The organism is Pelosinus propionicus DSM 13327, from assembly GCF_900114615.1.
GTDB lineage: Bacteria > Bacillota > Negativicutes > DSM-13327 > DSM-13327 > Pelosinus > Pelosinus propionicus.
In genome coordinates this window covers 1-26,295 of record NZ_FOTS01000042.1, presented here as the reverse complement: position 1 = coordinate 26,295, position 26,295 = coordinate 1, and the positions used below count along the sequence as shown (strand labels likewise).

Annotated in this window: 37 protein-coding genes and 1 tRNA gene; 13 read left to right on the top strand and 25 right to left on the bottom strand. The window is 35.7% G+C overall.

What is annotated here, in order from left to right; genetic code table 11:
• The first annotated feature begins 7 nt into the window (after positions 1-7).
• The gene (locus BMZ99_RS19055; RefSeq protein WP_090941193.1) at positions 8-709 is read left to right on the top strand and encodes an energy transducer TonB; all 702 of its coding nucleotides are present in this window, start codon (positions 8-10) and stop codon (positions 707-709) included.
• Positions 710-954: 245 nt separating this feature from the next.
• Positions 955-1,173, top strand: a complete 219-nt coding sequence (locus tag BMZ99_RS19050) for a hypothetical protein (RefSeq protein WP_090941190.1) — start codon at positions 955-957, stop codon at positions 1,171-1,173.
• A gap of 180 nt (positions 1,174-1,353) precedes the next feature.
• On the opposite strand, the gene BMZ99_RS19045 is transcribed toward BMZ99_RS19050, so the two are convergent.
• Both BMZ99_RS19045 and BMZ99_RS19040 read right to left on the bottom strand, forming a co-directional pair.
• Positions 1,354-2,208 carry a Cof-type HAD-IIB family hydrolase gene (locus BMZ99_RS19045; RefSeq protein ID WP_090941187.1) on the bottom strand — a complete coding sequence of 285 codons (855 nt, stop codon included), beginning with the start codon at positions 2,206-2,208 and terminating at the stop codon, positions 1,354-1,356.
• A 151-nt stretch (positions 2,209-2,359) separates the two neighbouring features.
• Complete coding sequence (locus BMZ99_RS19040) at positions 2,360-2,782, bottom strand: VOC family protein (protein WP_090941184.1); 423 nt, start codon at positions 2,780-2,782, stop codon at positions 2,360-2,362.
• 192 nt (positions 2,783-2,974) lie between these two features.
• Between BMZ99_RS19040 and BMZ99_RS19035 the strand changes: the two genes are divergently transcribed.
• Positions 2,975-3,709 (top strand): MIP/aquaporin family protein, encoded by a 735-nt coding sequence (locus tag BMZ99_RS19035; RefSeq protein WP_090941181.1) that lies wholly within the window; start codon positions 2,975-2,977, stop codon positions 3,707-3,709.
• Positions 3,710-3,722: 13 nt separating this feature from the next.
• Positions 3,723-4,373: a DUF421 domain-containing protein gene (locus BMZ99_RS19030; protein WP_090941178.1), complete on the top strand. Its 651-nt coding sequence runs from the start codon at positions 3,723-3,725 to the stop codon at positions 4,371-4,373.
• A gap of 23 nt (positions 4,374-4,396) precedes the next feature.
• Here BMZ99_RS19030 and BMZ99_RS19025 read toward each other — a convergent pair whose 3' ends face one another.
• Together BMZ99_RS19025 and BMZ99_RS19020 are read right to left on the bottom strand one after the other, a co-directional pair.
• A complete protein-coding gene (locus BMZ99_RS19025; RefSeq protein ID WP_090941175.1) occupies positions 4,397-4,606 on the bottom strand; it encodes a capping complex subunit for YIEGIA in 210 nt (69 codons plus the stop codon).
• Positions 4,607-4,608: 2 nt separating this feature from the next.
• Complete coding sequence (locus BMZ99_RS19020) at positions 4,609-5,532, bottom strand: YIEGIA domain-containing protein (RefSeq protein ID WP_090941172.1); 924 nt, start codon at positions 5,530-5,532, stop codon at positions 4,609-4,611.
• 302 nt (positions 5,533-5,834) lie between these two features.
• Between BMZ99_RS19020 and BMZ99_RS19015 the strand changes: the two genes are divergently transcribed.
• Positions 5,835-5,911, top strand: a tRNA-Arg gene (locus BMZ99_RS19015).
• 176 nt (positions 5,912-6,087) lie between these two features.
• Here BMZ99_RS19015 and BMZ99_RS26490 read toward each other — a convergent pair.
• The 8 genes from BMZ99_RS26490 to BMZ99_RS18985 all read right to left on the bottom strand — a co-directional run bounded on the left by BMZ99_RS26490 (position 6,088) and on the right by BMZ99_RS18985 (position 9,944).
• Entirely contained in the window at positions 6,088-6,237 is a 150-nt protein-coding gene (locus BMZ99_RS26490) for a hypothetical protein (protein WP_175490626.1), read from the bottom strand.
• 74 nt (positions 6,238-6,311) lie between these two features.
• Complete coding sequence (locus tag BMZ99_RS19010; protein ID WP_090941169.1) at positions 6,312-6,842, bottom strand: GNAT family N-acetyltransferase; 531 nt, start codon at positions 6,840-6,842, stop codon at positions 6,312-6,314.
• Complete coding sequence (locus BMZ99_RS26485) at positions 6,829-6,972, bottom strand: hypothetical protein (protein ID WP_175490624.1); 144 nt, start codon at positions 6,970-6,972, stop codon at positions 6,829-6,831. Before BMZ99_RS26485 ends, BMZ99_RS19010 begins: the two co-directional genes overlap by 14 nt.
• A gap of 396 nt (positions 6,973-7,368) precedes the next feature.
• Positions 7,369-8,277, bottom strand: a complete 909-nt coding sequence (locus BMZ99_RS19000; RefSeq protein WP_090941162.1) for an AbiTii domain-containing protein — start codon at positions 8,275-8,277, stop codon at positions 7,369-7,371.
• Between the two features lie 213 nt (positions 8,278-8,490).
• Entirely contained in the window at positions 8,491-8,880 is a 390-nt protein-coding gene (locus BMZ99_RS18995) for a helix-turn-helix domain-containing protein (RefSeq protein WP_090941159.1), read from the bottom strand.
• A gap of 61 nt (positions 8,881-8,941) precedes the next feature.
• Positions 8,942-9,367 (bottom strand): hypothetical protein, encoded by a 426-nt coding sequence (locus BMZ99_RS18990; RefSeq protein ID WP_090941158.1) that lies wholly within the window; start codon positions 9,365-9,367, stop codon positions 8,942-8,944.
• Between the two features lie 54 nt (positions 9,368-9,421).
• Positions 9,422-9,586: a hypothetical protein gene (locus tag BMZ99_RS26480; protein ID WP_175490623.1), complete on the bottom strand. Its 165-nt coding sequence runs from the start codon at positions 9,584-9,586 to the stop codon at positions 9,422-9,424.
• Between the two features lie 52 nt (positions 9,587-9,638).
• Positions 9,639-9,944 carry a hypothetical protein gene (locus BMZ99_RS18985; protein WP_090941155.1) on the bottom strand — a complete coding sequence of 102 codons (306 nt, stop codon included), beginning with the start codon at positions 9,942-9,944 and terminating at the stop codon, positions 9,639-9,641.
• Positions 9,945-10,111: 167 nt separating this feature from the next.
• Here BMZ99_RS18985 and BMZ99_RS18980 point away from each other — a divergent pair, with 167 nt between their 5' ends.
• The 3 genes from BMZ99_RS18980 (at position 10,112) to BMZ99_RS18970 (ending at position 11,272) form a co-directional block, all read left to right on the top strand.
• Complete coding sequence (locus tag BMZ99_RS18980) at positions 10,112-10,342, top strand: helix-turn-helix domain-containing protein (protein ID WP_090941151.1); 231 nt, start codon at positions 10,112-10,114, stop codon at positions 10,340-10,342.
• A gap of 21 nt (positions 10,343-10,363) precedes the next feature.
• Positions 10,364-10,654, top strand: coding sequence for a hypothetical protein (locus BMZ99_RS18975; protein ID WP_090941149.1), 291 nt, complete (start codon positions 10,364-10,366; stop codon positions 10,652-10,654).
• Between the two features lie 312 nt (positions 10,655-10,966).
• Entirely contained in the window at positions 10,967-11,272 is a 306-nt protein-coding gene (locus tag BMZ99_RS18970; protein ID WP_090941146.1) for a hypothetical protein, read from the top strand.
• A 318-nt stretch (positions 11,273-11,590) separates the two neighbouring features.
• On the opposite strand, the gene BMZ99_RS18965 is transcribed toward BMZ99_RS18970, so the two are convergent.
• The 9 genes from BMZ99_RS18965 to BMZ99_RS18930 all read right to left on the bottom strand — a co-directional run bounded on the left by BMZ99_RS18965 (position 11,591) and on the right by BMZ99_RS18930 (position 15,503).
• Positions 11,591-11,785, bottom strand: a complete 195-nt coding sequence (locus BMZ99_RS18965) for a hypothetical protein (RefSeq protein ID WP_090941143.1) — start codon at positions 11,783-11,785, stop codon at positions 11,591-11,593.
• Positions 11,786-11,796: 11 nt separating this feature from the next.
• On the bottom strand, positions 11,797-12,045 hold the full coding sequence (locus BMZ99_RS18960; protein ID WP_090941140.1) for a hypothetical protein: 249 nt from the start codon (positions 12,043-12,045) through the stop codon (positions 11,797-11,799).
• Between the two features lie 20 nt (positions 12,046-12,065).
• On the bottom strand, positions 12,066-12,215 hold the full coding sequence (locus BMZ99_RS26475; RefSeq protein ID WP_175490622.1) for a hypothetical protein: 150 nt from the start codon (positions 12,213-12,215) through the stop codon (positions 12,066-12,068).
• A gap of 9 nt (positions 12,216-12,224) precedes the next feature.
• Positions 12,225-12,422, bottom strand: coding sequence for a hypothetical protein (locus BMZ99_RS18955; RefSeq protein WP_090941137.1), 198 nt, complete (start codon positions 12,420-12,422; stop codon positions 12,225-12,227).
• Positions 12,415-13,668, bottom strand: a complete 1,254-nt coding sequence (locus BMZ99_RS18950) for a replicative DNA helicase (RefSeq protein ID WP_217645115.1) — start codon at positions 13,666-13,668, stop codon at positions 12,415-12,417. The genes BMZ99_RS18955 and BMZ99_RS18950 overlap by 8 nt, the downstream gene beginning before the upstream one ends.
• The gene (locus BMZ99_RS18945) at positions 13,668-14,333 is read right to left on the bottom strand and encodes a helix-turn-helix domain-containing protein (protein ID WP_090941130.1); all 666 of its coding nucleotides are present in this window, start codon (positions 14,331-14,333) and stop codon (positions 13,668-13,670) included. The genes BMZ99_RS18950 and BMZ99_RS18945 overlap by 1 nt, the downstream gene beginning before the upstream one ends.
• Positions 14,334-14,414: 81 nt before the next feature.
• Positions 14,415-14,684 (bottom strand): helix-turn-helix domain-containing protein, encoded by a 270-nt coding sequence (locus tag BMZ99_RS18940; RefSeq protein ID WP_090941127.1) that lies wholly within the window; start codon positions 14,682-14,684, stop codon positions 14,415-14,417.
• Positions 14,677-15,315: a BRO-N domain-containing protein gene (locus BMZ99_RS18935; protein ID WP_090941123.1), complete on the bottom strand. Its 639-nt coding sequence runs from the start codon at positions 15,313-15,315 to the stop codon at positions 14,677-14,679. Before BMZ99_RS18935 ends, BMZ99_RS18940 begins: the two co-directional genes overlap by 8 nt.
• The gene (locus tag BMZ99_RS18930) at positions 15,315-15,503 is read right to left on the bottom strand and encodes a hypothetical protein (protein ID WP_090941120.1); all 189 of its coding nucleotides are present in this window, start codon (positions 15,501-15,503) and stop codon (positions 15,315-15,317) included. The genes BMZ99_RS18935 and BMZ99_RS18930 overlap by 1 nt, the downstream gene beginning before the upstream one ends.
• Positions 15,504-15,782: 279 nt before the next feature.
• Between BMZ99_RS18930 and BMZ99_RS18925 the strand changes: the two genes are divergently transcribed.
• Both BMZ99_RS18925 and BMZ99_RS18920 read left to right on the top strand, forming a co-directional pair.
• Positions 15,783-16,868, top strand: coding sequence for a hypothetical protein (locus BMZ99_RS18925; protein ID WP_090941117.1), 1,086 nt, complete (start codon positions 15,783-15,785; stop codon positions 16,866-16,868).
• 1 nt (position 16,869) lies between these two features.
• Positions 16,870-18,111, top strand: coding sequence for a site-specific integrase (locus BMZ99_RS18920; RefSeq protein WP_090941114.1), 1,242 nt, complete (start codon positions 16,870-16,872; stop codon positions 18,109-18,111).
• 577 nt (positions 18,112-18,688) lie between these two features.
• Here the strand turns inward: BMZ99_RS18920 and BMZ99_RS18915 are convergent.
• Together BMZ99_RS18915 and BMZ99_RS18910 are read right to left on the bottom strand one after the other, a co-directional pair.
• A complete protein-coding gene (locus BMZ99_RS18915; RefSeq protein WP_090941111.1) occupies positions 18,689-19,624 on the bottom strand; it encodes a hypothetical protein in 936 nt (311 codons plus the stop codon).
• A 663-nt stretch (positions 19,625-20,287) separates the two neighbouring features.
• A complete protein-coding gene (locus BMZ99_RS18910; protein WP_090941107.1) occupies positions 20,288-21,589 on the bottom strand; it encodes a M18 family aminopeptidase in 1,302 nt (433 codons plus the stop codon).
• Positions 21,590-21,865: 276 nt separating this feature from the next.
• Here BMZ99_RS18910 and BMZ99_RS18905 point away from each other — a divergent pair, with 276 nt between their 5' ends.
• Entirely contained in the window at positions 21,866-22,456 is a 591-nt protein-coding gene (locus BMZ99_RS18905; RefSeq protein ID WP_090941103.1) for a nitroreductase family protein, read from the top strand.
• A 95-nt stretch (positions 22,457-22,551) separates the two neighbouring features.
• On the opposite strand, the gene BMZ99_RS18900 is transcribed toward BMZ99_RS18905, so the two are convergent.
• Complete coding sequence (locus BMZ99_RS18900; protein ID WP_090941101.1) at positions 22,552-22,941, bottom strand: bacteriohemerythrin; 390 nt, start codon at positions 22,939-22,941, stop codon at positions 22,552-22,554.
• A 211-nt stretch (positions 22,942-23,152) separates the two neighbouring features.
• Between BMZ99_RS18900 and BMZ99_RS18895 the strand changes: the two genes are divergently transcribed.
• Positions 23,153-24,478 carry an aminotransferase class V-fold PLP-dependent enzyme gene (locus BMZ99_RS18895; RefSeq protein ID WP_090941097.1) on the top strand — a complete coding sequence of 442 codons (1,326 nt, stop codon included), beginning with the start codon at positions 23,153-23,155 and terminating at the stop codon, positions 24,476-24,478.
• A gap of 161 nt (positions 24,479-24,639) precedes the next feature.
• Positions 24,640-25,929 carry an aminotransferase class I/II-fold pyridoxal phosphate-dependent enzyme gene (locus BMZ99_RS18890; RefSeq protein ID WP_090941094.1) on the top strand — a complete coding sequence of 430 codons (1,290 nt, stop codon included), beginning with the start codon at positions 24,640-24,642 and terminating at the stop codon, positions 25,927-25,929.
• A gap of 188 nt (positions 25,930-26,117) precedes the next feature.
• Here BMZ99_RS18890 and BMZ99_RS18885 read toward each other — a convergent pair.
• Positions 26,118-26,295: transposase (locus tag BMZ99_RS18885; RefSeq protein WP_139214801.1), on the bottom strand; the 178-nt coding region annotated here is incomplete at its 5' end.

The window sequence follows — 26,295 nt, the reverse complement described above, 5'->3', positions numbered from 1 at the left end:
ATCGGCTATGTCCTATGCATTTCATTGGCGTAAAGCCATGGCTGTATCCTTTTTTCTTCATATGATCCTATTAGTGACAGCAGGTTATATCGCTTCAGGATTTACAGCTAAATTGCCAATACAAGAAGAGGTCATTCTGGAAATGGATTTAATGAGTGACCCGGCAGATCGGGCTGGCAATAGTCCCTCTTTACCTGATCCTCAACATTTCCCTGATGTACCCAAACCAATTCCCACGCAAACAACGCCACTAGAACAAATAAAAACAAGTACTCCTGTTGTCAACTCAGAGGCTGTTGTTACAACCAGTGATTTGACCATGACAGAAGCGGAAGCCCCAAGCTCCTCCGCCTCATCTTCCTCCAGTGAAGCTAGCAGTTCCAGTAGTTCTGCAGCGCCCGCTGCGGTAAGTGGCGGCGGTTCACGCGGCGGTATCGCGGCACCAGGTATCTTATCAAGAGTAGATCCATCTTACCCGGCAGAGGCCCGACAGGCTGGCTTGGAAGGCACTGCCGAGCTAAGAGTACAAATTCTAGCAAATGGCCGTCCCGGAGAAATTTCTGTAAGCAAATCAACTGGGCATTCCTCCTTAGATGATGCGGCCGTAGCTGCAGTTGCAAAATGGAGATTTATACCTGCGAAAGATCGCGATAGTGGCAAAACAGTCTCATGCTATACATCATTGCCAGTTTCCTTTCGACTAAGGTAAATTCTTCATAAAATCATAGGATCTTAGTCCATAAAAAAAAATAGAGGACACTAAGGTTTCTCAATATCCTTTAGTGCCCTCTATTTTTCATGTATACTTTCTTCTTTCCTACCTTTTTTAGATTCTAAGTCATACTATACTGTAACGAAAGCTTAACTATTTTTCTCCAAATTTTCTAAATATTCAGCTTAATATGTAGACTCTGGCAATTCCGAGTGATATAATAAAACCAAGGAGATGATAATATGTTTAATAACTATCCATCAGCTTATTTATTACTATTATCCTCAACAATCTTCTTAGGTATTTATCTTATTGCACCAATTATTGGCTCATGGCATCTGTTTTGCTCCATTGCAGTGGATGTCCTCAAATTTTCGGGAACTATTGTCTGTATCTTTTTCTTACTTTGTGCAGTAATCGAAGCCGCTCATAATCTGTTTTTAAAAAATCGACATCACTAAATGGGGACTGTAGTATGGTTGCTTCTCTTATAAAGCCTCGCTAATTCTTTGTTAGAATTGTGCAAGGCTTTTATTTTATGATTAGAACCATATACGATTACAATAAAACCTTAAAATTTGAACTACAAAGACGCAATGCTGCTATAACGGCATTGCGTCTTTGCAGCAGCAAAATAATCGTTAGCCCAAAAGCTTGTGAATCATATAAGCAACACCCTTATCATCATTTGAAAGAGATACATGCTTACAAATTTCTTTAACGTCATCTTCTGCATTTTCTACTGCTACACTCACACCAACTCTTTGCAGCATAGAAATATCATTATAGTTATCACCGAATGCCATTACCTGATCTAATGAAATATCTAAATGTGCTGTCAAAGCCTCTAATGCATTACCTTTTGATGCCAAGGGATGAATCATTTCAAAAATATCCTTCCCCGCTATGGTCATTGACATCCCTGCATAATTACTAAAATATTCTCGCCCATGACGTAACTTATCATCATCTAAAGTAATCGCTGAAATATTACCAAAAACAAAATCCTGCTCTAAAACTTCATTAAAATTACTAACAAATACTGCACTATCTAAGGTTAAGAACACATCAATGCCTTCCTTAAGCTTCTCAGGTGTCATTTTTCTAACATGGTTAACTGCATTTTCATAATCACGGGTTAAGATCGTATGTGCATTAGCCGGCATGTATGCAGAGTGATCCGTACATAACGTATAAAAATAATTACGATAGTTAAGCCACTCAAGTGCTTCTCTTACATGATCTTTATCCAAACCAATCGCTTTGATCTGTTTTCCATTGTTATCATATACAAACGCACCATTATTTGAAATTACATGAGGCTTAAGATTCGCCCGCTTACATAGTGCCAAGACATTTCCATAATTCCTGCCTGTTGCAATCGCAATTTCTATCCCCTTACTTTGAGCCATCTTAAGGGCTGCAACATTTTCTTCAATCACCTCATGATTTGAATCCAGAAATGTGCCATCTAAATCAGATACAATTAGTTTCACAAATTATCACCTACTAGAAATGAGTTAGAAGCACATGTACTCTTCCCCATCAATTTTTTTGATAGTAAAATCTTTTTATCATTATATCGTAATGCATCCTATTTCTCAATTACAATAAGTTAAACTGTATTAGCACAGTTTCCAAGGTATGCTACAAGAGTAAGGCATCTTTCTCATCAAAGCCGATCATAGGATTCCAAGCTACTTCCCATAAATGACCATCCGGATCAGAGAAGTAACCGCTATAACCACCCCAGAAAACATTCTGGGCTTCTTTGACAATCGTTGCACCTGCTTTTTCGGCTTTCGATAAAACTGCATCAACCTCTTCCACACTCTTCGCATTATGTGCTAACGTAATACCAGAAAACCCTGTTCCTTCAGCATTTACCGTTACATCTTCTGCAAGTAATTTTCGAGGAAACAAGGCTAATCCTACCCCGCCTAAATCAAAAAAAACAATATCATTTTGACTCGCATTGGAAGGTTTCCAGCCTAGTCCATCCCGATAAAACGCAAGGGATACGGCTAGATCTTTAACACCTAAGGTAATTAAGTTCAATTTTTGCCTCACAAAAAAAACACCTCCCTTATTATTCATTATATACACTTTAAACTACTTGTCTACCAAAGCTCTGCTAAACAGTTTGCCCTTCCTTGACACACATTACGAGTTAATCTGTATAGCAAATAAAGTAATGCGTATATTAATGCGTATTTTTGCAGATTACTAAAAAAATCATCACATTATCTTAAGGAGGACATTATGACAAATTTATTTGGCGAGTTTTTTGGTACTTTAGTTCTAATTTCTTTTGGCTGCGGCGTAAATGCAAATCTAACCTTAGCAAAATCTTACGCCAATGGAGCTGGCTGGATCTGCACAAGTGCTGGCTGGGCTTTCGGTGTTATGATTGGTGCATTTACTGCCATTTCCTTAGGTGCTCCTCAAGCAGATCTCAATCCAGCTGTTACTCTTTTCAAGACCTTTGCAGGTACATACACCTTTGCACAAGCCATTCCTACTATGCTTGTTCAAATACTTGGCGGTATTGCAGGTGCAACTGTCACTTGGCTGATGTTTCTTCCTCATTGGGGAGCTACAGATAGCAAAGAAGGGAAACTAAGCGTATTCGCCACGGGTCCTGCTATCAATAGTCCTATGGCAAACCTCCTTTCTGAGCTTTTAGCGACTGCTTTCTTACTAATCGCATTTTTCACAACTGCGAGTAAAGCCGTACAAGGTAATCCAGGTTTCGGTACTGGCCTTAATATCTATATCATTGCGATGATAATATGGGGTATTGGTCTGAGCATGGGCGGAACCACGGGCTATGCCATCAATCCTGCCCGCGACCTAGGTCCCCGGATTGCTCATGCGATATTGCCTATCGCCAGTAAGGGCAGCTCCAACTGGGGATATGCCTGGATTCCCATCGTAGGTCCTATGCTTGGCGCCAGCTTAGCATTTCTATTTTGCAGAGCTACAAATTTAGTGTAAGGCCCTTTTACTAGTGGGTTCTCTTGATTTTTCCCTTATTTGGAAAACCTTGCTTACCATACTTTACGGTACACTTATCTTACGCATTGCAGGACGTAAATCTCTGGCACAAATGACAGTGGCGCAAACAGTAGTCATGTTAGCAGTAGGCACTGTTTTAATTGAGCCGCTTGTAGGATCTGAGCTAATCGATACCTTTGTGTTAGTTGCAGTTGCAGTATTTACTCTTATCGCAATTGAATACTCTGAAATCAGATTTCCATTTTTAAAGAAAATTTTCACTGGACATCCTGTAGTGCTCATTGAAAATGGAGAAATGAAGCGCGAAAGGCTCAAACAAGTTCGAATGACAATTCAACAACTAGAAATGGAACTTCGTCAAGCAAGTATATCGAAAGTATCGGATGTAAAATGGGGAACCATTGAACCTAACGGCCGATTTGGATTTATACTCAAGGATGAACTACAGCCTGTTGACCGCTGGGAATTTGAACGCCTGCTGGATCGCTTGGCAAGCATCGAAAAGTCTATAAACGGTCATTCAAATGAGTCTCCCGCTGAACCCCCTCCAGTACCGATTGAAAACAAAGTTGAAGATTCCCGCTCAGAAGATGACGTTTTTAAAAAATTAGTTGCTAATGATAAAAAAAATAGTACAGCATAAACCCATTTTATGCTGTACTATTTTTAACTTCTAAGAATTAAATAGATCCCATTGCTTAATTGTGTTACATCACCTTTAACCGTCTTTGCGATCTCAAGTGTTAGTTTTTGCTGTTCTTCTTCATTCTTAGCCTCTAGGACGAATGCTTCACCTGCACTTACTATTTTATGATTTGAGAGAGTGACAACAGCAATGATTGCTGCGGTCTGCCTTTGTGACCTTTCATTTCCCATAATTAATCCTCCACTGCTTTTGACCGTAGTACAGCATGACTCTTTTTAACAGATTCTAATAGTGGTGTATTTTTAACAACATCAATCAGTTTCTCAAGATCTCTAACGATAGGTACAAATAATATGATGATTCTTCCAGTTTCATAGTCTTTGCGTGTGAAATTATACCGCTTAGCCCCAAGTGTCCGAGTCGCTTCAAAAAGAATTGCCTTTCGCTGCCCAAAATTATGAAGTGCAATAGCAGAATGCTTCTGGCTGGGCTCAATAATAACCGCTACGCCTTCCTTCTCAATCATCTTCTGAGCGTTCTCGGTTCCTGCAAGATTGGTTACGAAGGTACCTTCAACAAAAACTTCACAACCTTCTACTTTTATTTCGGCAAGACGAACCTCTGCAACATCCCCAACACTTTTCCCCTTGGAAAATCTGCTAATTACCTGATAAACAATAGATCCGGCAATCACCCCTGCCACCACTTGGAACATGATACCGATGTGCAATGCTGCAACAATCTCCATCGAAGCCGCCGACGCTAGAGAAACAACTAATGCAAAATAATTTCTTGCTTCAAAAGTCTTGGCGATTCCATCTATGTACGCATTTCCACGAGGGGTATATTCGGTCTCTTCCAAATCTTTTAAGCTCTCGCGCTCCGTCTTTCTCACATCACGAAAATTTTGCACAGCCAATGCAAGAAAAGTTACAGCGGTATAATTATTGGACTTAATAGCTGGAATGGCAACAGCTCCGATTGATGCTGCTACAAACGCCAGCACTATATGGATAAGAACTCCATTGGGGTAAGAAGGATATTGTTTATAATCGACTTTTAATACAAGCAGCCTTGCCATTGTTCCCATTGCGATTGCAATAATGATTAACCATAAATCTTCAGTAGATATAATCATCGGTCCGCGTCCATCCATTATATCGCCTCGCTTTCTGATATCATCTGGTACTTCATCCTCGAAAGAAACATACTATAATGAATCTCTTAGTAATCAGATGCAACATTATTATTATTTCTTTGATTCGCTAAAAAAATCCTAAAAGACGACTACGATTCAAATCGAGTTTTAAATTCATTATCAGTCTTAGTTCATTTCTTTGCAGTACTACTTTTCATATGGGACTTATTAAAATAGTTAATCATCAGATACTTCTCATATACTTATAAAGATTTGACATTTCACCTATCATTCGCTACAATAGAATATGTGACTTAAGTGGCTCCGTAGCTCAGCTGGATAGAGCACTTGACTTCGAATCAATAGGTCGGGGGTTCGAATCCCTCCGGGGTCACCATGTAAATTAAGCCTTCGCAGGTATGCGAAGGCTTTTCTTATGTCAACTGTCCCTTATTTTGTCCCTTAAGACTTAGAAACCAACGCCAATAAACAACAAAAGTACAGGCGTTAGTAGCTTGTACTTTTGTTGACCCTTTATTATATTCAACACGTAATAAAAGTGTTAAACTATAATTATTTTTTTACATTAATCGTAATAATCATTTTTTCTAAGAATTTGCTTTTCCTAAATTCAATATGTCGGTCAGTTTTTTCCCGCCGTTTAATAAATCGTTTTGCATCCTTGCCTCTAATAATTGGATATTCACGAAACTTCACAGGCATAAAAATATCACCTCACTGTAGTCTATTATATTCATGCCCATTTTTGCTTAGACTTATAAATAACTATTTTTTTATTACTCTTCAAAATATTGACTAATTAGCTCTTCATCATACAAGTCCATTATCATATATACTAACCCTTCGGTTGTCTCAGGGTTAATTTCGTCCTCAATAGCATATTGAAATCCTCTCTTTTCATACCATTTCCATTTCTCAAATACTGCATCAGTCTTTATAAATCGTTCATTCGTCATGTAAGCAATTTCTTTAATTCGTTCAATTATAAAAGTACCAATACCTTTACATTGATATTGTTTAGAAACAGCCAGCCTAGCTAACGCCAATGCTTGGACTTTTATAGCTTCGGAATTCTCAGTTAATATTGTTATATCATTTCTTTGTAAAGTAAAATACGCCGCTAAATTATTATCATAAAAAACAAGTGTAGTACTTGCATCTCTTTGCAGATGAGCAACATATGCTTCATATATTAGAAAATCATCCATTGTAGTATTGCTACACCTAAATTGCTTAGTACAATTAAAATCAGAAAAAGAAATACCCCTCAAACTTAATTTTGAAGGGTTAAAGTTAACTTCTACCATGCTTTATAGGGTTAGGAGATTTTAGTGATACTACCCTCTGCATATTATATTGATTTTTCTCTACTTTTATCATAAACTTCTTAGCATCCTTCCCGCTGATTGTGGGATACTCACGTAAACTAGCTGCCATAAACCCAACTCCCCTTCCTCTAAAATCAGGAATGATCTTAACTAACAATATCACATTATAAATAATTGTCAACAAATTTTTCCATTCTATTCCGAAAAGCATACTTTTTTCTTTACTAATTTCTTCTATTAAAATTAATAAATTCCTGCTAAGAACTAGCTAATTATTTAGTTTTTTTATAAATCGGAATACTCATAAGTTATATATTTGCATTGTATAAATATTTTAAAATTACCATTTAAGAATTTTGCTTTCACTAATTTACATTCCGTAGCAACTATAAATTAAACTACTGAGCGTAATATATTTCTTATTCTCTATCCGTACATAAAAGAGAAAATTTAGATAGTATAAATAAAATAAAGGTGAAAAAGATAAGAGACTTACGGCTCTAAATTATTTAAGTAATTCAGATAAAAATTGAATCTTAGCTGCAAGTCCACTTGCTATTAAACTTCCGGTTGTTCCTTCTAATATATTTCTTGCACTCGCCCAACATTCCTTCAAAACACCAATTTTGGGATTAGAAGACTTAAGTTGAGAAATCATCGTTTGCAGTTCAACCCCTAAATCTTCTCTCTGATTGTCCACTACATCTATAGTATCGAGTTTAGTCAGTATATCTTGAACCGTCTCTTTAATTTTTCCGAAATCCACCTGTTCTACAGTCAATGACTGTGTAGATCCTTGCGTGTGCTGCTGGATCTGAGAGTTTTGGACAGGTGCATAGAAATTATTAACAGTGTGGTGCCGCAAGGCTGCAGATTCTTTTTCTTTATCTGAGAACACTATACCATCTCCTAAAATACCATCAGATTCTAGTTGAAGTACCCATTTAAGAAGAGCAGTTTTAACCGCACCAACAATTCCTTCTAATTGATATTGTTCAAGGTGCAAAGAAAATCGATATTCACGCCCCCAGAGATTTTGCAACTTAGATTGAAATTCACCAGAAAAGACAAACTCTAAAGTATTTTGATTAGTGCTATCTTCAATCATTTTTTCTAATTCGGGCATAGGATAATGCATTGGTCGTTTTGAAAGTAGTTCTTCAAAGGATTTATCAGAAATTGACATTATTCGTTTTCCTACTAATGCGTTAAATGTATATAACTTTCCATAAAGAATCCTATATTCGGGAAGAGGTGTCGAAACATTATAGCCTTCCAACTCATTCAAAATCCATGTTTCAAAATCTTTCAAGTGAAGTTTCTTAGAAATAAGCAAACCCTTACGCAATAAATCGCTAAGCCGAGAATCAGATTTAATCAATTCAGCCTGTAACTCTAAAACAACAGATGCCATAAAATTGTATCTCCTCTGATAACTATGTAAAACTTAACTTCTCCACCGCCGCCTGCATTTCCTGCTCACCATTCTACATATAAGTCACAATAATATAACAGCAAATCTATACCATAACTTCAACAAATAAGGAAGCAGGAGTATTAACCCCTGCTTTTTAACTCATAATTTTTTAAAACTTCTTCCTCCTGCCATTAATTTAATGACAGGGGATTACCACTTAGTACTCCTTGCATCTTCAAACTCTTTCAAATCTTCTTGTCGAATACGATAATTTTTGCCTGTCTGAACCGCATTCAGTTTTTTGTCTCGAATCCATTGCCATACAGTAAGCTTCTTGACTCTGTATCTTTCGGCAACTTCATCACAATCATAAGTCTTTTCTATATCAAACTTTTCTGATTGCACAAATAAATTATTATTTATAGCCTTAATAGGCTTTATATTTGATTCGAAACATTTTTCAAATTTAGCTTTAGGTATTCGCCATAAATGTCCGATCTTAATTCCTGGAATATCACCCGAGTTCAATAAATCTCCTATAACCTTTTCATTTACCTTTAGTATCTTGCCTACTTCGTCTGGTGTTAAATATTCGTCCATAGTTATCCCCCTTAGAATTTACTATGGAATATTAATTCACCTACAATTATCCTGTACCTTCTCAGGATATCTCAATGAGCTTCATCTTCATAGCATCAGGATAAAGTTTTAAAAACTTATCTATAAATTCTGGATCAACGGCATATTTACCATCATCACGTCTAGCCCATTCAACATATCCTTTAAAATCTACAATCTGATATTCTCTTGTTTCTCCACTATTAGGCATATCAAATATTTGCTGCTCATCACTTGTTATAAATAGAGGTACTAAATCCACATACTTTTTAATCGCGCAATTGATCATTTCAATGGGGCTAAAATGTTCAGCATCACCAATCGGTTCTGGTTCAACTATCCAAGGACTTATAGACTCTTCCTGGCAGAAGAATTCCATACTTGTCTTAAAAATTGTAGCCACCATAGATAATTCATCACCATTAATTTCACGACCAATTATTGTTTGAAGTCTTTCATAGCCTTTCATATATAACAACTCCTATAATATTATTTTCTATAATTTACCTCTTACAATAAAATATTATTCACCACTTAAGAGATCATCAGGTTCAGCTTGCTTGTTTATGAAAGAAACTATTTTCAGTACTATATTATCAGCTTGGCTAGCAGTTAAATTATTAATCGAATCCATAAGCGTAAAACATTCACTACTTCGCTGCTCTTTTATTTGATCATGGATTGTCATTAAAATACACCCCTTTAACTATTTCTTCACATAATACATAGAACGATTAAACTTATAACTGTCCCGCCATCATTGCAAACTTTATGCCATCAAGAAAGCCTTTATTGTAGTGCGTATAAGTAACGCTAGTTTGCAGATGGAATATAGTATCCTTGATATCTTCCGCTAATTCTTTACTTGCTGATTTCTCTAACATTTCCACTAAGCAGTCAGTAGACAAGCCTACAGCATCTAACTTTTCATTAATCATAACCTGTCGTTTTAAAACAAGCTCTTGCCATCCTTCTTCAAAATCACCTGCTGGAATTGTCTGACCTGAAATAATGCTTTTGATAGGCGTTGTTGTTGATTTAAGCATGACATCGACCTCCTTAAAAGTTACAAATTAACTCTACAAGGTCATTATATTACTTTACAATTGTATTGGTCAAGTATTCTTTAACTCTATAAAATTATTTTTTGCTATTATTATTGAAACAAATAACCTTGCATGATAACATATTAACTATAAGGAGTGTGATTAGTTTGATACGTTGTAATCTACGTAGATTAATGGCAGATCATAAAATCGATGATATTACAGAGCTCATGAAACTGTCTGGTATTAGCCGTAATTCAATTAATAAGCTCTACAGGGAAACCGATATCGAAACACTAAAATTAGAAACATTATTTAAATTATGTGATACTTTTAGGTGTAAGTTGTCGGATATGATCGAATATGTACCCGCCCAGGAAGACGATCTGTTAGAGTAGCTGTATTGGAGGGTGAATATTATGCAATTATCAAAAGAAGAACTAACCTTAATAGAAGATTCTCTTAGGCAAGCTAAACAAATATATCTAATGCTTGTATATCAGGAAAAGAAACAGCTAGATGATGCCAAGAAAGAAATTATCCGAATTTTAACGGTGGAAAAAATCGGAAAAAGAACTGATGCTAAAATAGATACTTTGAGTGCTGAAATAAATAAACATAAAGAAGAATTGACTAAGCAAGAAAAACAGATAAACAAATTTGATGCTCTAATAGAGAAAGTACAATCGGCTCTAGCTACGTATTCTTAACTTCACCTTGGCAAACTATAACTGTACATGACGTTCTCTCATAGATTTATTAGGATTCTTACTGATATAATCTTATAAAAATAGCCATGCTTGATTCTTTCTCTTGATTGAATTGAGCATGGCCTTTATATTAAATGCCTGTGCTTTATTGATCGGGTAATATATTCCTCTATAAGTTCAATATAATTTACATCTAATTTACCTATGTGAATGCCTTCTTAAATAAAATAGAAACTGTACAAATGTATTCTCTTGTTAATAATGTTGTTAGATTCTGGTATAATATAGTTAAAAGTCGGGAGGTGTTGTATTTTGGATAGAGTATTGTTTTTATTCGAAAGCATCTTTTCTATATTTATTGTCTTTAACATTGGTCTTATTTTATTTATATTAAGAACGGAATTCACCAGTGATGATGTTATAACATTACATCGTTATGGAATTAAATATAAAGATACTATAAGTGGAGCGGAAGTATCAATTAAAGAAAGATTACGATATTTTTATTTACAAGCAAAATATTACTATGATCCTCGTACGTGGGAAATTAGTACATGGATATATTTTTCATGCTTGGTAATTGTATTATTATGTGGGGCGAACCGAGAAAACTGGTAAAAAGAGAGACTGTTAAGCGTCTCTCTTTTTCTTTGGTCTTCTTCTCATTGTTAGATAGAATATTAGAATGTTATAATTTGGAAACAACCTCGCGTTTTATGAAAAAATTTGTGTGTGGGTATACATAAAATCTCCAGACTCAAAATTTTGGGGTACGCCCCACCCCCACCCCCTTATTTTTAAAGCCATACAACAAAAAATGTTAGTTGCCAAAACTGAATAACCAACACTAGTGGGGCAAATACAAAAAATATATATCGATAGTAATGTCTAATTAAAGAGATAGCCAACACATTATTTTTTTCAATAATTACCATGTCAATGTTCAATAAATTCTTCAAGTCGTTTATCAGTTTCTCGCTGCTTGTTGCTAAGTTCTTTTATTCGAGAATTATTGGCTTGTAATTGTTCCATCAATTTTCGAACTATTTCCTCCGTTAATATCTCAGGTTTTTCACCGTTCTCTTTTACTTCTCTTAACCATTTAATAACTTGCTGATTTAGTAATTCCATATGCCACCCCTTTAAAGATAGGCCTTTGTTGTCTTGCATCCCATATCAAAGCCTTGTAAAAATGCTGTCCTTTCCGCTTCTTGTAATTGCTCAACTAATAAGGCAATCAAATGATTATTATCATCCACACTCAAAGAAAGATTGCAGATAAAGTCACTAATAATCCTAGTCGATGCGTGAAATTTTTCTGAACGTTGAGTTTCTATCGTAGCCTCTTCCTCTGCTATATTGGTTGATGGAAAATTTATAGTCTTACCCATGTATTAATCTCCTTTACATTTTACTTAATACCTAATATCAGCTTTAATCGTATCGCCCTAGCTTTAGCTGTTTCAAAATTACCTTCAACATATTCCCTCCTATAACCATCAGCTTCAATGATAATTACAAATTGATTGTTGCTTTTACGTTTCAGTATTACCGATCGCATAAACTCCCCTTACACCCCTTTATGGTAGAGCTTTGTAATTAGCTTATTAGACCTTGCAATGATATGACCACATAACTGCCTATCTCTTTTTCCTTCTAAAGCATCTACCACCATCCTAAAGCGAAGTTTGTGTATTCTAGTTATCGCAGCTCTATTTTTATTACTGTCAAGCCATCCCATATACACTTTACATTCAATATTATCCATTAATGTCCCGCCCTTTAAAGGTCAATATCTCACCATGAAAACTTAATGGGATTTTTTTTGTTGGCCCTGATCTATTTTTTTCAACATCTAAACAATAATTAAATCCTATTATTTCTGTTCTTTCTGTATCATTTAAAGGTCTAAGATATGCATACATATCACACTCATTTTTCATTCCCTTAGAGCCTTCTAGTTTATCTTCATCATTCACTTGCGCAAGCATCAGTATTGTTACGCCTAATTGCTGCGCTAACGTCTTAAGTTTTTTAGCTGCTACTTTAAGTACTTGCCATTCTTGCAATTTAGGATCCAGTGTATCCATCCTACCAATATAATCAACTACTATAAATTTACATTTCTTTTGCGCTGTGAACCTTCGGCAAATGCTTATTAATTTATTCATTGTTAGACTAGGCTCAGTCACAGAATAAAACCCGCCTGTGTGCATGTTATTCATGTTACTGACTATTTTATTTTGCTGTTCTTCTGTAGTTGTGCCGATTGCTATTAAATAATGATCTATTTGACTCAACATAGTCATCCATCGAATATCCATTTGTTCTTCATTCATTTCAGTATTTATGTATAGTCCTGGTATCTTTTGAGCAATCGTTATATCTCTCATTAAATTCATAGCAAAAGCCGTTTTACCCTTACCAGTCTTAGCAGCAGCTATAATTAACTGTCCCGCTTCAAATCCTCCATTTAACGCCTTATTTAACTCTCCATATGCTGTTCTTATACCGCCATTATGTTTATTCTCTATACGCTTATACATAGTATCCAACATTCTAGAGGCATGATCTTTTGGAGTTATTACATTTAATTTTGAATCACCGAGCACAGTATATAAGTCCTGCTCAACTCGCTTGATTACTTCTTCTGGATCATCTTTCTCATTAATCATAGAAACAATTTTACTAGCAATACTATGCAACTTTCTTGACTGATACGTAGAAATCAATCTATCTACTAAATGTTCAAAGGCAGCAATTGGCATATAACTATCTTTAATCGCTAACCATGAAAAGCTATTATGAGTGAACATTGCCTTGCCTTCCTGTGCTACTGTCACCACGCTTACATGCTGATCGTTGTTATACATATCACTAATCAAATTAAAGACCTTTTTATTAAATGAATCACTAAAATATTCCTCTTTAATTCGTGCCATGCCAGCAATTAAGCATTCTTCTTTCTGACACATGCTACCTAAAAGATTCTTTTCGAGTTCTAAATCTATCATTAATAACCCCATTCCTCCTTCTTAAATGCTGAATGCGCATTTTTAACCTGTGTTCCTTCCCACTTTTTAGGCTTCATCCAGTTTCTAATTTGAGAACGTGCATTTGATTTCTTAGTCAATGGTTTTTTTATTAGCCACACTTTCCAATCTTTAAGTTTTTCAATGATGCTTATCATAGGAAAGTCTTTCTTAAGTTCTCTAATAAAATTTAAGTCCGTTTCTATTTTGAAAGGATATCCTTGAACCTCTTGTAAGAAATCAATTATTACTTGTTCCTCATTATTAATGGATAAGTTATTATTGGATAAGTTAGAGTAAACGTCATTTACTACGGTAGGTAAATCCCCTTTACTACCATGGTCAACGTCATTTACTACGTTGTAAATCTCTTTTACTTCTCTTTTATCTAGATTTACAAGATAGTACAAACTTTTAAATTTCATCCCATTAATGAATCTTTTTGTTACCTTTATATCTCCATTTGTTTCTAACTCTTTAATTGATTTTATTATTGTCGGTCTTGATAAACCTGATATTTTTTGCATTGTATCTATAGTCGGCCAACAAGTACCTTCTTTGTTGACGAACTTTGCAAGTAAACAATAAATTCCTTTTGCATGGAAGCTAATCCCTTCAATACACCATATATCTGTACAATATCCCATTATTTCACCTGCTACAAACCGTTATATTTTTACCCTGCGACATATAAGTTAGCACCCCCTATTAATGTTATCTTTGAATTTTCAATCAATTTTTCTTAACGTGCCATATTGCATGGTCTCTGTTTTTTGTATGCCTGTTTCCTTGTTATCCATCCAAGTAAGAACTGATTCCAATCGAAAAAATATTCTATTACCTACTCTGAAACTTGGTAACCCGCCCTGCAAACGCCAATTTCGTATGCTCCAAGGTGTAACAATCTTCCCTGTTGGATCTAATACTTTTGCAAGTTCTTTATCATTTAAAACCGTATTTTGCTTTTCAAGCTGTCTTTGTGTCTGTGCATCAGCCATGTTCTACACCCCTGTTCACAAATTTATTATTGATCAATTTTGAAACAGAAACCTCTAACCCAAATTCTTCTTTAACAGTCATTAGTTCAACTGTTTTATCCAGTATCGCTTGGCGTTGTATTAGCATTTCAGGGTACATATCGCCTTTTTTAAGCATTTTACCGTAACCATTTATTGTAGAAACAGCTTTATTTGCGATAGTATTAGCCTTAATAAAATTTATACGAGTAGGTATTGTTAATCCGTCTCTTAATTTTGTCATTGCTTCACGTTGATGTGTTTTATCTAACATAGTGAATATCTGAAAGCCTTCTAACCCTGATGCAGTACGTATATTCTTAATAATTTCATATACCCATCTTTTAAAATTCTTGGCTTCTGATTTACGACTATTAAAAACAGCATCATATATCCCAATTTCTGATACAATTGCCATAGTTTGAACGCCGCCAAGGGTACTCACATTAAGAGTATCCTTTTCACTATGTTCTAAAATTCTTGTCATATTAAAAGAATCTCTATATCCCAAAGCATGAGCAATATCATTAGCTACCGCCCACCAGTCGCCAATTTCTTTTTCTATAAACCTTATATTAAAACCATTCCAATTTTCAATTCGTTGTTTGTTCATTATCGGCACTCGCCTTTCGCCAACCTTTCAATAGCTGACATGATTAATTCTTTCTTTTCCATCGTTAGTTCCTTACGAAGCCACCTTGAGAAAGTAGTATCAGCTATTCCTAAATGATCAGCAATTTGCCAATTCTTGACCGTACCTTTATACTTCTGTATTCTTTCTCGAATATCTGAATTAGCCATTTTATTTTTCCTTCTTTCATTTTTGATTACCTGCGTGGCGGTTTCCCCGCGCCAGGACTGCCCTCTTCGCAAATTCTATGATTCGCTCTTGCCCCAGCCTTTACGTGTCCTTTAATACCACACAACGTTTTAACGCTCGACAGCAGAATATTAAATTTTCAAAGAGCAATCTAATAGGAATAAAATTTATTTGCATTATTGTTCTTCTTGATCTATCGTTATTGTAATGCTAAAATAAATTAACGAGTATATTTAAACGAGTATAAAAGAGGCAAAAAAATGATTCATTCAGATTTAAACATTCAATTTATAGCTAAACCTTGTACAAATTTTAAAGTTTACTATTATGATTATACTAATAGCAAAACACTATTAGGGGCACCAGCAATATATCTTTCAGATAAGGAAAATTTATCTGACTTGCCAAGCAATATAGCTGCCGAATTTGTAAATATTTCTTGGGAATACACAGGGGAAGAAAACTGCAAAGTCACAGATTCCGAAATACAAAAAGCTATAGCTGATTTAATTAATTATTACAAGTTAGGCAATAATCTTACAATAGGTAAAAACGTTAATTTAGAACCATTGTTTGATTTCGCTAGTACATACGGAATGATTGCAGAGAAATGGATTAATCATGACGCTAAAAATTGCTCTTCACTTAACTTGCTAATAGACCACATTAATACTGCAATGATCATCAGTGATATAATGTCAAAAAATATAAAAGATAAGGTTACTTTCCCTAGCATATACAACAACCTTGTTAATGCAGTAAAAAACTATACTTCATGTAAAAAAGATTCAACCTACTATTGTTTATTTCAAAACAATCGCATGGTTGTCGCAGGGACTAAAGAATTAGACATTGAGAAACTGGGATTATACTTTACATTCCCAGTAACAATGCAAATGCTTAAATACATTAGAGAAGAATATGAAGAAGCAGAAGATACCCATGAACCTTATGATATGTTTATAGACGATTTAAGGATATCTGCCGTACAAAGCATAGTCAGAAACATTGAACGTAAAATTAAACTAAAAACTGTTACTGATGGAGCAAAAATACATTTTATTGGAATTATTAATTCACCCACAGCATATCAGCTTTTATGCTTGAAACCAAACACTAGTAAGTACGATAAAAAAGAATATCAAAGAGAATATTGCAAAAAAACATATCCGAAGTTATCGTCATACTTTAGGAGTAAGTATTACAACCAAAAAATTTCTAAGGAGCAGTACGAAAAAGCACTTGAATTAGCCAAAGTCGAATGTAATGATGCTAAAAAAACAAATTCATATCCAAAATATGAATCAATAAAGAAATACATCCTACAAGAAATAGGAGGAAAATAACATGCCATCAAAGATTAAGAAACGTGGAGAAAATTCCTACTTATTAACCGTTGCCTCTGGTTATGATGGACAAGGTAAGCAAATTTGTCATACTAAGACAGTCACCGCCAATAGCCCCCGCGAAGCTGAAAAACAATATGGCTTATTCTTAGCAGAAATAGAAAAAGGTCAAATTTCCACTTCTGGCAAAATGACCTTGAAACAATTTTTCGAATACTGGGAAGACAATTATGCCAAAGGGCAACATAAAGAAAAGACTCTTGTATATAATAAAAACCTATTCAAGAGAATAAGTGAAACGATGGGACATATGAGGCTTGATAAAATTCTTCCTAAACACCTACTAAGCTTTTACGCTAACCTTGCGGAAGTTGGTATTCGTCAAGACCCCAATGCTACCAGACGTAAAATAATCACCACTACCGAAAATAAACCATTAAAAAGCACTCTTTCACCTAACACTGTTCGCAAATATCACGTATTACTACATACACTCTTAGAGAAGGCTACACAGTGGCAATTAATAGCCTATAACCCTGCTGACAAAGTAGAACCGCCTAAAGCACAAAAGACCCATAAGAAAATATATGATGAAGAAACCACAGGTAAATTTCTTCTACTCCTACAAAATGAAGAATTAAAATATCGTTTATTAGCTATGCTGGCACTATCCACTGGCATGAGGAAAGGCGAATTATACGGTCTAGAATGGTCACATGTTGACTTTACAGCTAATACCGTTCATATTTGTCAATCAAGTCAATATCTACCTAAAGTCGGCATATTCACAACATCAACTAAAACAGAAGATAGTAATAGGACTATCACAATCCCATTGTCGGTAATAGAATTATTAAGGCAATACAAAATTCAACAGAATGAAGAACGGCTCAAACTGGGTAGTAAGTGGCAAGATAGCAATAGACTTTTTACTACATGGGACGGAAAACCAGCACACCCCGACAGTTTTTATACATGGTTACGAAAATTCACTATAAAGAATGATCTACCACATATTACGCCACACAGCTTTAGACACATGGCTGCAACTTATTTAATCGTTGGTGGTGTCGATCTACGTACTGTAGCAGGAAAATTAGGTCATGCTAATTCGACTACTACCCAATTAATATATAGCCATCTTGTGAAATCTGCTGAAAATGAAACGGCTGATATGATGGAAACATTTATTCAAACCAGTAAAGAAAAAGCAAAACAGAAACAAAAGAAGCAGGCGAATTAGCACCTGCTTCTTTATATTACCTCTATATTCGCATTTTAAAGCATCTTAATAGTTATGGTAATGATTACCTTCAAGAATAAATTAAAGAAGCGTACATGGTTAATATGAAGGTATATAATGATATGACGCACTGCCATTTAGATACATAATATCGAAGAAATAAGGGACAATTATATTTTGTCCCTTATAGGTTTAATAATTATAGGAAAACCAATACTTTGACGTTTAAAAGTTGTCCCTTAAATTGTCCCTTATCACTTGCAAATGTCCCTTATTATTCACCAACGACTACCAAGGCTAAAACTTATAAATCCTTTAAATACAATGCTTTGCAAACATAATAAAATGTTAACAAACTCATAAATCCAGACTTCGAATCAATAGTCGGGGGTTCGAATCCCTCCGGGGTCACCATGTAAATTAAGCCTTTGCAACTATGCAAAGGCTTTTCTTATGCCAATTTAGTGACACTTGTTTTCAAATAGTTAAAAACCAATACTAATAATTGCACATCAACATATAAAAAAGGCAGGTATTAAACCTGCCTCAATCTATTTAAGGTAAGACGGTTGCAGTTCTACTTCGTAAGTTCCATAACCTCGAAGCTAATAATCTTCTCAAACAGTAAATATTCTTTTCTGCTTTTGAACTCACCAACGTTATATGTTTTATTGAAAGTATACAGAGAACTGCCAGTACCAACAGTACGGTTGCACCATTCTATAAATTGGTTAATTGCATCATCTGATAATTCATATTCGCGTTCGCTTGAATCGTTCATGGTAACTCGTAACAACCCATGCCCACTTGTAGCCTTTGGAGTTGCAGAAGCTTCATTTGAATTTGAACTTTCGTTACCATTACTATCTACTGCAGTTACAACGTAATAATAAGTAGTTCTATTGGTTACTGTAGTATCAACATAACTTGTGCCAGTTATATTGGTAGCAATAGCTGTATATGGACCACCCGCAGCTGTAGAACGTTTTACATTGTAGCCGGTTGCTCCGGTAATTGCAGTCCATGAAAGAGCAACTTGAGAATCACCTGCGATTGCTATTAGATTGATAGGTGCTGTCGGTGCGTATGGAAGGAGTTCACCGGTATCATCAATATCGATTGCATCAAGAACAAAGATCCCTGTGGAATTCGGCAGTTGAATCAATTCAACTGTATGAATTGTATTTTCCAATCCTATCTTTTCAAATACAATTGTTCGATGTTGTGAGGTTCCATACTCCGAAAAATCAAATAATTCTCCATCAATTATCGCCTTTAATGTTGAGCAACGATTAGGATGCCGATGATCGATTAACCTTATTTTAGTTCCTTTAAATTTAAACTGTATCTGACCACCACTTGAAGATTCTAAATCATGATGTTCCCTGGACCAGAAATTAGCATCATCTGCTAACGTGATCCAACTTCCAATATAGAGTATATTGGAATCCATATTACTGTACCTTTTCCAGCCATTCTCGGGCTGCAATAATTGATTTCCTATAGTTGCCATGTTATACTCCTCCAATTAATAATATTTTAAAATCGACATAGCCAAGAACCTCTTATTTCCAATGCGTGTATCCTGTATATCGGTTTTCACTAACTTACATTCCGTAGCAACTTATAAATTAAACTACCAAATGTGAATTTATTTCTCATTCTTTATCCGTACATACAAGCTGAATTATGTGTAGGTATTAAATTATAAGTTATAAGAGCCACAATTTAGTGATGCAGTAAATTACCTCTTCTCGCAAAAAAGGCCCGCTACTAGATGTCTCATAACCCAAACCTCTTCACTCCTTCAGCTAGCCATCCTACATAAAGCCAATTGATCCGCTTGTGCCTTAATACTAGCTTCCTCATAGATAATATGATCTTCCGATATTCCTAAAACAGTTGCTCTTTGCAAGGTAATAATCAAGGAAAAGGATATTGCCAATTGCTACTTTGACAATATCCATAATAAATCAAAAATTATGCAGATATCAAAGGCTTTTATTATGTCAATTTTTCTTCGAACTATAGCTGCTTTTTCTTTTACTTATTTACAGCTCGATTTAAATAAAATAACCAAAGCAGCCTATCACTTCTCATATGTAAGTGATAGGCTGCTTTATGATTTAGAAGATTTTATTGTTATCAGAACACAATAGCATCCTTCTTTTGATTCTTACAATTTATAAAACTCTTCAAATGATGCTGTTACATACGTATGATCTAAGACCCCGCCTAATTCTCGTATTGAATGCATCGCAAGTATAGGGGTTCCCATATCTACAGAGCGTATCGCTAAATGAGACGATGAAATAGGTCCAATAGTAGATCCGCCTGCTAAGTCAGATCGGTTCACAAACTTTTGCACAGGTACACCTGCTTGTTTGCATATTTCCTCATATACTGCATCAGAATTACTATCCGTGGTGTAGCTTTGCTTAGCGCTAATCTTAATCACAGGTCCTTTATTCAATATCGGTCTATTTACCGGATCATGCTTCTCTCCTATATTGGGATGTACAGCATGGGCAAGGTCTGCTGAAATCATGAAGGATTTTGCCAGGGAACGGAAAAACTCTTCTCGTCCTTTTTCCTGAGAAATTAGAATCCTTTCTAACACACTAGCAAGAAATGGAGAATCCCCTCCTTGCTTGGTTCTGCTGCCGATCTCTTCATTATCAAAGGCAATCAGTATATTTGTTGCTTGTACTGCATCAACTCTTAAGAGTGCCTCCATACCTGCATGAACCATAGCTAAATCATCTAATCTTCCTGAAGATATAAACTCACTAGCAAGACCTATAATACTTCCCTTTTCGTATTCATAAAGGTATAAATCAAAGTCAATAATACTAGATAGATCTACCTCTAACTCCTTTGCGATCTCATTCAGCAGATAATTTCCCGCTTCTAAGCTTTCATTTATATGAGATAAAAGCGGTAATGTGTCTTTTTGCGGGTTTAATTCAATCCCTTTATTTACTTCTCTGTTCATATGTATTGCAAGATTGGGAATGATAAGAATCGGTCTTTTTATATTTACAAACTTAGTTTCTGGATATAGGATATTTTCACTTCTTACCGTAATTCTACCTGCTGCGCTTAACGGCCGATCAAGCCAGGTACTTAATATAGGACCGCCATATACTTCTGTATTAAGCCTAACATAGTTTCCTTCGCTAATCATTTCCGGTGCTGGTTTAATTCTAAACGTTGGCGAATCTGTATGCGCTCCTATAATTTTAAAGCCCCACTCCTCTGGATTTCCCATTCCAAGAACAAAAGCAGCTATTGCTGAATCATTTTTAGTTACAAAATACTTTCCGCCTTTTTTAAGGTTCCACGTTTCCTCTTCCTGAATTTCTATGAAACCACATTGGAGCAGTCGTTTTTTTACTGTTTCCACAGCATGAAAAGCCGTTGGACTTTCATAAATAAATTCAATAAGTTCCTGTGCAAACTCTAGTTTTTCTATCATTTCCATAACCTCTCATTTCATTTAAAATTGAATGAACAGACAATCCTCGTTATTTATATCGTATTTACCACTAAAAAGCAGAAATCCTGCAAAAACTTTTGTGGTCATGGCAGCAATCTTATGATTTAGGGTTTGCGAAAAACCGATTGCCTATTATAATGTTAATTAATGGTATATGATGACGTTAAGAGATGCGTGAAATGGAACGCTTAGTGCTTATGACTAGATATACTTATTTTTGAAAGATTACTGCTCGATTATTAGGAGGAATGCTGAATGAATGAGATCATCAACAACATCTTGACCAGAAGAAGTATCAGAGTCTTTAAGGAGGAACAAATCCCTGAATCTGATTTAAACATAATCTTAGAAGCGGCAACCTTTGCTCCTACAGGTATGAATGCACAATCTTGGCACTTTACTGCAATACATAGTAAAGAAAAATTAGCAGAACTCAATTCGCTTGTACAAAAAGTGCTGGTAACACATCCGGGTGCTGATCCGGGCATGCCCTATATCGATTTCTTGAAGAATATGGCTGAGGCACCAAACTTTAATTTTTTTTACCATGCTCCGACTCTTGTTATCGCTACTAACTCCATCAATTCTGCTTCTGCTGCCCCACAATCAGATTGTACAGCAGCTTTGCAAAATATATTTTTAGCAGCTCACTCTTTAGGTATTGGCTCCTGCTGGATTCATTTACTAGTACTCATTTCGGATTTACCGGAAATTAAAGATCATTTGACTGCACTAGGTGTTCCCCTCGATCATAAGATCTATGGTTCTGCAGCTTTAGGCTTCCCGGGAAGAAGCAATCCTAAACCCTCACCAAGAAAATCGGGTGTAATTACAATCGTAAAATAGCTTGAAATGAGAAGACTAATATGCGGCTTTTACATAATCCATAATTTAAAAAATTCCTAGAAGAACGCTGTTCTTCTAGGAATTTTTTAAATTAACTAGGCTACGATTAATTTGTCTTCTTTCATAATGTGCTCTACAAGCCAAACACAAACAAAATCTAATATGCCTAGCAAATATTCATTATGTCCATTATCAATTTTATTAACGTCGATACTTTCCATTTTATCTAAAAAGTCAGTATGAGCAACCTTGTGGGACAGAAACTTTTTATAGCCGATACTTTTCATATACTCTTCTTCATCTTTAAAGTGATCGACTGTATAGTTTTTTAACTCATCAATAATTTCCATAATATGATCAAATTTATCCAAGATCATTTCATTTTTTAAAAGCTCATATATTCGATTTGCTATATGAAATAGTTCTTGATGCTGTGCATCAATTGATTCCACTCCCAGACTATATTTGTCTTCCCATTTTACCATGACCGTAACAGCCCCCTTTACATTCTAATCATTTTACGTAAAGACACTATTCTTTCTTTTCAATCATTTTCCTCTATTCTCCAGAAAAATTTATCACTTTTTTTAGTTTTTTGTCTACTCTCTTGTGTAAAACCTTTTGGATTATGCATAGAATAAAATATAGTGTAAATACTTTATGAAGAATATCCAATATCAGATTGGAGGACACAAGATGATACTACACTCAGCTTTTAGAAATTTGATAGTCGGAGTACAAGAAAAAGTCCCCTTGAGTAACGGCAACAGTGTTACTTATATTAATCTTGATAATGCAGCAACTACTCCTCCTATGCATGCAGTCATGGATGAAATCATAAATTTTTCTCCCTGGTATTCATCCATTCACCGCGGTACAGGATACAAATCTCTGCTTTCATCTGATATCTATGAAGAAGGAAGAGACATAATTAAAAAATTCGTGAATGCAGATGAGCAGAAAGATGTTGTTATTTATACAAAGAATACTACTGAATCTATCAATTTGCTGTCTTATGTTTTAGCAGAAAAAGACGATAAGCAGGTCATTCTCGCTTCCGATATGGAACATTTAGCGAATGATCTGCCCTGGAGAGATAAATTTGCTATTGATTATGTAACTATCGATAAATACGGCATGTTTTCTTTAGAAGATTTAGAAATGAAGTTAAAACATTATAATGGAAGGGTAAAAACGGTAGCCGTTGCTGGAGCCTCCAATGTAACTGGCTATAAAAATCCAATTCATCAAATTGCCCGATTATCGCATCAACATGGTGCAAAAATTCTTGTAGATGGAGCACAATTAGCACCTCATTGCCCTATTGATATGAAAGGCCATGAATCTCCAGAGCACATTGACTATTTAGTATTTTCTGCTCATAAAATGTACGCCCCTTTTGGTATTGGAGTCCTCATTGGCCCACAGGAAACCTTCCAAAAGCAAGAGCCTTTCTGTAAAGGCGGGGGCGCAGTAGAATTAGTTTCCCACCAATTTATTGAATGGTCTCTTTCTCCCCATAAAGAGGAGGCAGGCACTCCAAATGTTATGGGTGTAGTCGCATTAACAGCGGCAATCAAAACCTTAATGTCGATCGGCATGAATGTCATTGATCAATACGAACAAGAGCTGATCCACTACACCATTCATAAACTAACCTCCGTTCCGGATCTAAAATTATATTGCTGCGCTGCAAAGAATGAAGATAGACTAGGCATCATTTCATTTGATCTTCCAGGTCTCCATCATGAATTATTAGCAAAGATACTCTCCTATGAAGGGGGTATCGCAGTGAGAAGCGGCTTATTCTGTGCTCATCCTTATGTAGAAAAGCTTTTGGGGTTAACCCCTCAAAAGTTAGCCTATTATCACCAGAAACCTGAGCTTCCTTTCCCTGGATTAGTACGGCTAAGCCTAGGTTTATATAATAATAGCAATGAAATTGATCTCTTCATTGATTTATTAAGTGAAATTGCCCAAAATAAACAGGTATATAAAGAAAAATATCAAACTGAATGTTAGACTGCTTACTTACACTAGTAAGTTTTTTTTTGCTTTTAATACCAGGAATAAAATTTCCCCTCCTAACGTATTCAGAATACATTCTCTCGTTTTGTGAAAACCTATTGCCTTTGACTTACTAATTCCAATATAATGAAAGAATGTGAAGGAGCGATGTAAAAATGAGTAAATTAAAAGACATGAGTAACACAGCATTACAGGAGTATTATGCTGAATTATCTAAGAGCTATCAAGATTTTCAGGCTCAAAACCTTAAATTAGATATGTCTAGGGGAAAACCTTGCACTGAGCAATTAGATCTTTCTGCTGATCTTTTAGATTGTCTCAGTAAAAGTGATTATAAAGCCTCAAATGGAACAGATTGCCGAAACTATGGAGGAATCGACGGTATCCCCGAAGCAAAGAAACTTCTTTCCTGGATTTTAGATGCAAAGCCTGAGGAAATCATTATTGGAGGTAATTCCAGCTTAAACTTGATGCATGATTTACTTTCTCGAGCTATGCTGCACGGTCTGCCAGAAAGTGAAATGCCCTGGTGTAAACTGCCAAAGGTAAAATTTCTCTGCCCAAGTCCTGGTTACGATCGCCACTTTGCGATCTGTCAACACTTAGGGATTGAAATGATTAGAGTCAACTATCAGGATGATGGTCCTGATATGGATCAAGTTGAAAGTCTCGTAGCTGCCGATTCCGCAATTAAAGGAATCTGGTGCGTACCTAAATATAGCAACCCAACTGGAATTATCTACTCAGACGCAGTAGTAAAACGTTTGGCGGCAATGCCGACTAAGGCACCTGATTTTCGTATTTTTTGGGATAATGCCTATTCCGTCCATCACCTTACAGATACTCCAGACACCTTGCTCAATATTCTGCCAACTTGCGATGCTGCGGGTCATCCTGATCGCGTATTCGAATTTGCCTCAACGTCCAAAATCACATTCCCAGGTGCTGGAATTGCCATGCTAGCCAGTAGTCCCAAAAATATTAATTGGCTAAAAAAACAACTCAATATACAAACGATTGGACCTGATAAATTAAACCAGTTGCGTCATGTCCGTTTCTTTAAAAATGAGGCTGGTATAAAAGCACTTATGAAACAGCATGCAGCAATTATTAAGCCGAAATTTAATTTAGTCTTGGATATTTTGGAATCCGAACTAGGAGGTAAATACATTGCTTCCTGGAGTAAGCCCCAAGGTGGCTACTTTATTAGTCTAGATACTCTTCCAGGATGTGCAAAAGAAATTGTAGCAAAAGCTGAAGCTGCTGGCGTTTTACTCACTCCTGCTGGTGCTACCTACCCTTATGGCAGAGATCCTGAGGATAAAAATATCCGCCTTTCACCTACCTTCCCTCCATTGTCAGAGTTAAGGCTGGCAATGGAATTGGTTGTACTTTGCGTGAAGCTAGTTAGCACAGAACATGAATTGGCTGCTAGAGGATTGTAACTCATATTATATGATGCTAAAAGGGCGTGTCGCAAAACGTTTATTGAAATCGTTTTGCGGTACGCCTCTTTTTTAATAAAAAAGCAGAAATCTCTTGTTGATCGGAAGAAAAAAAGAAGTCGTAGCTAGATTATGGGCATAACAAAACAGAGGAATCGACTTCCCTTCAAAAAAATTATATACCGTTATCAGGACGCTTTGGGAATATGCAAATAACTTCCACAACGACCGTTTTGGATTTTGTTGTGGAGTTTCTTTAGGTTGTATGCCATGCACAGCAATAGAAATTCAGTATGCACTTTAACTTGACTACGCATCAAAAATCGCCGAAAGCCCATGTCCTCTTTAAGAACCCCAAAAGCTCCC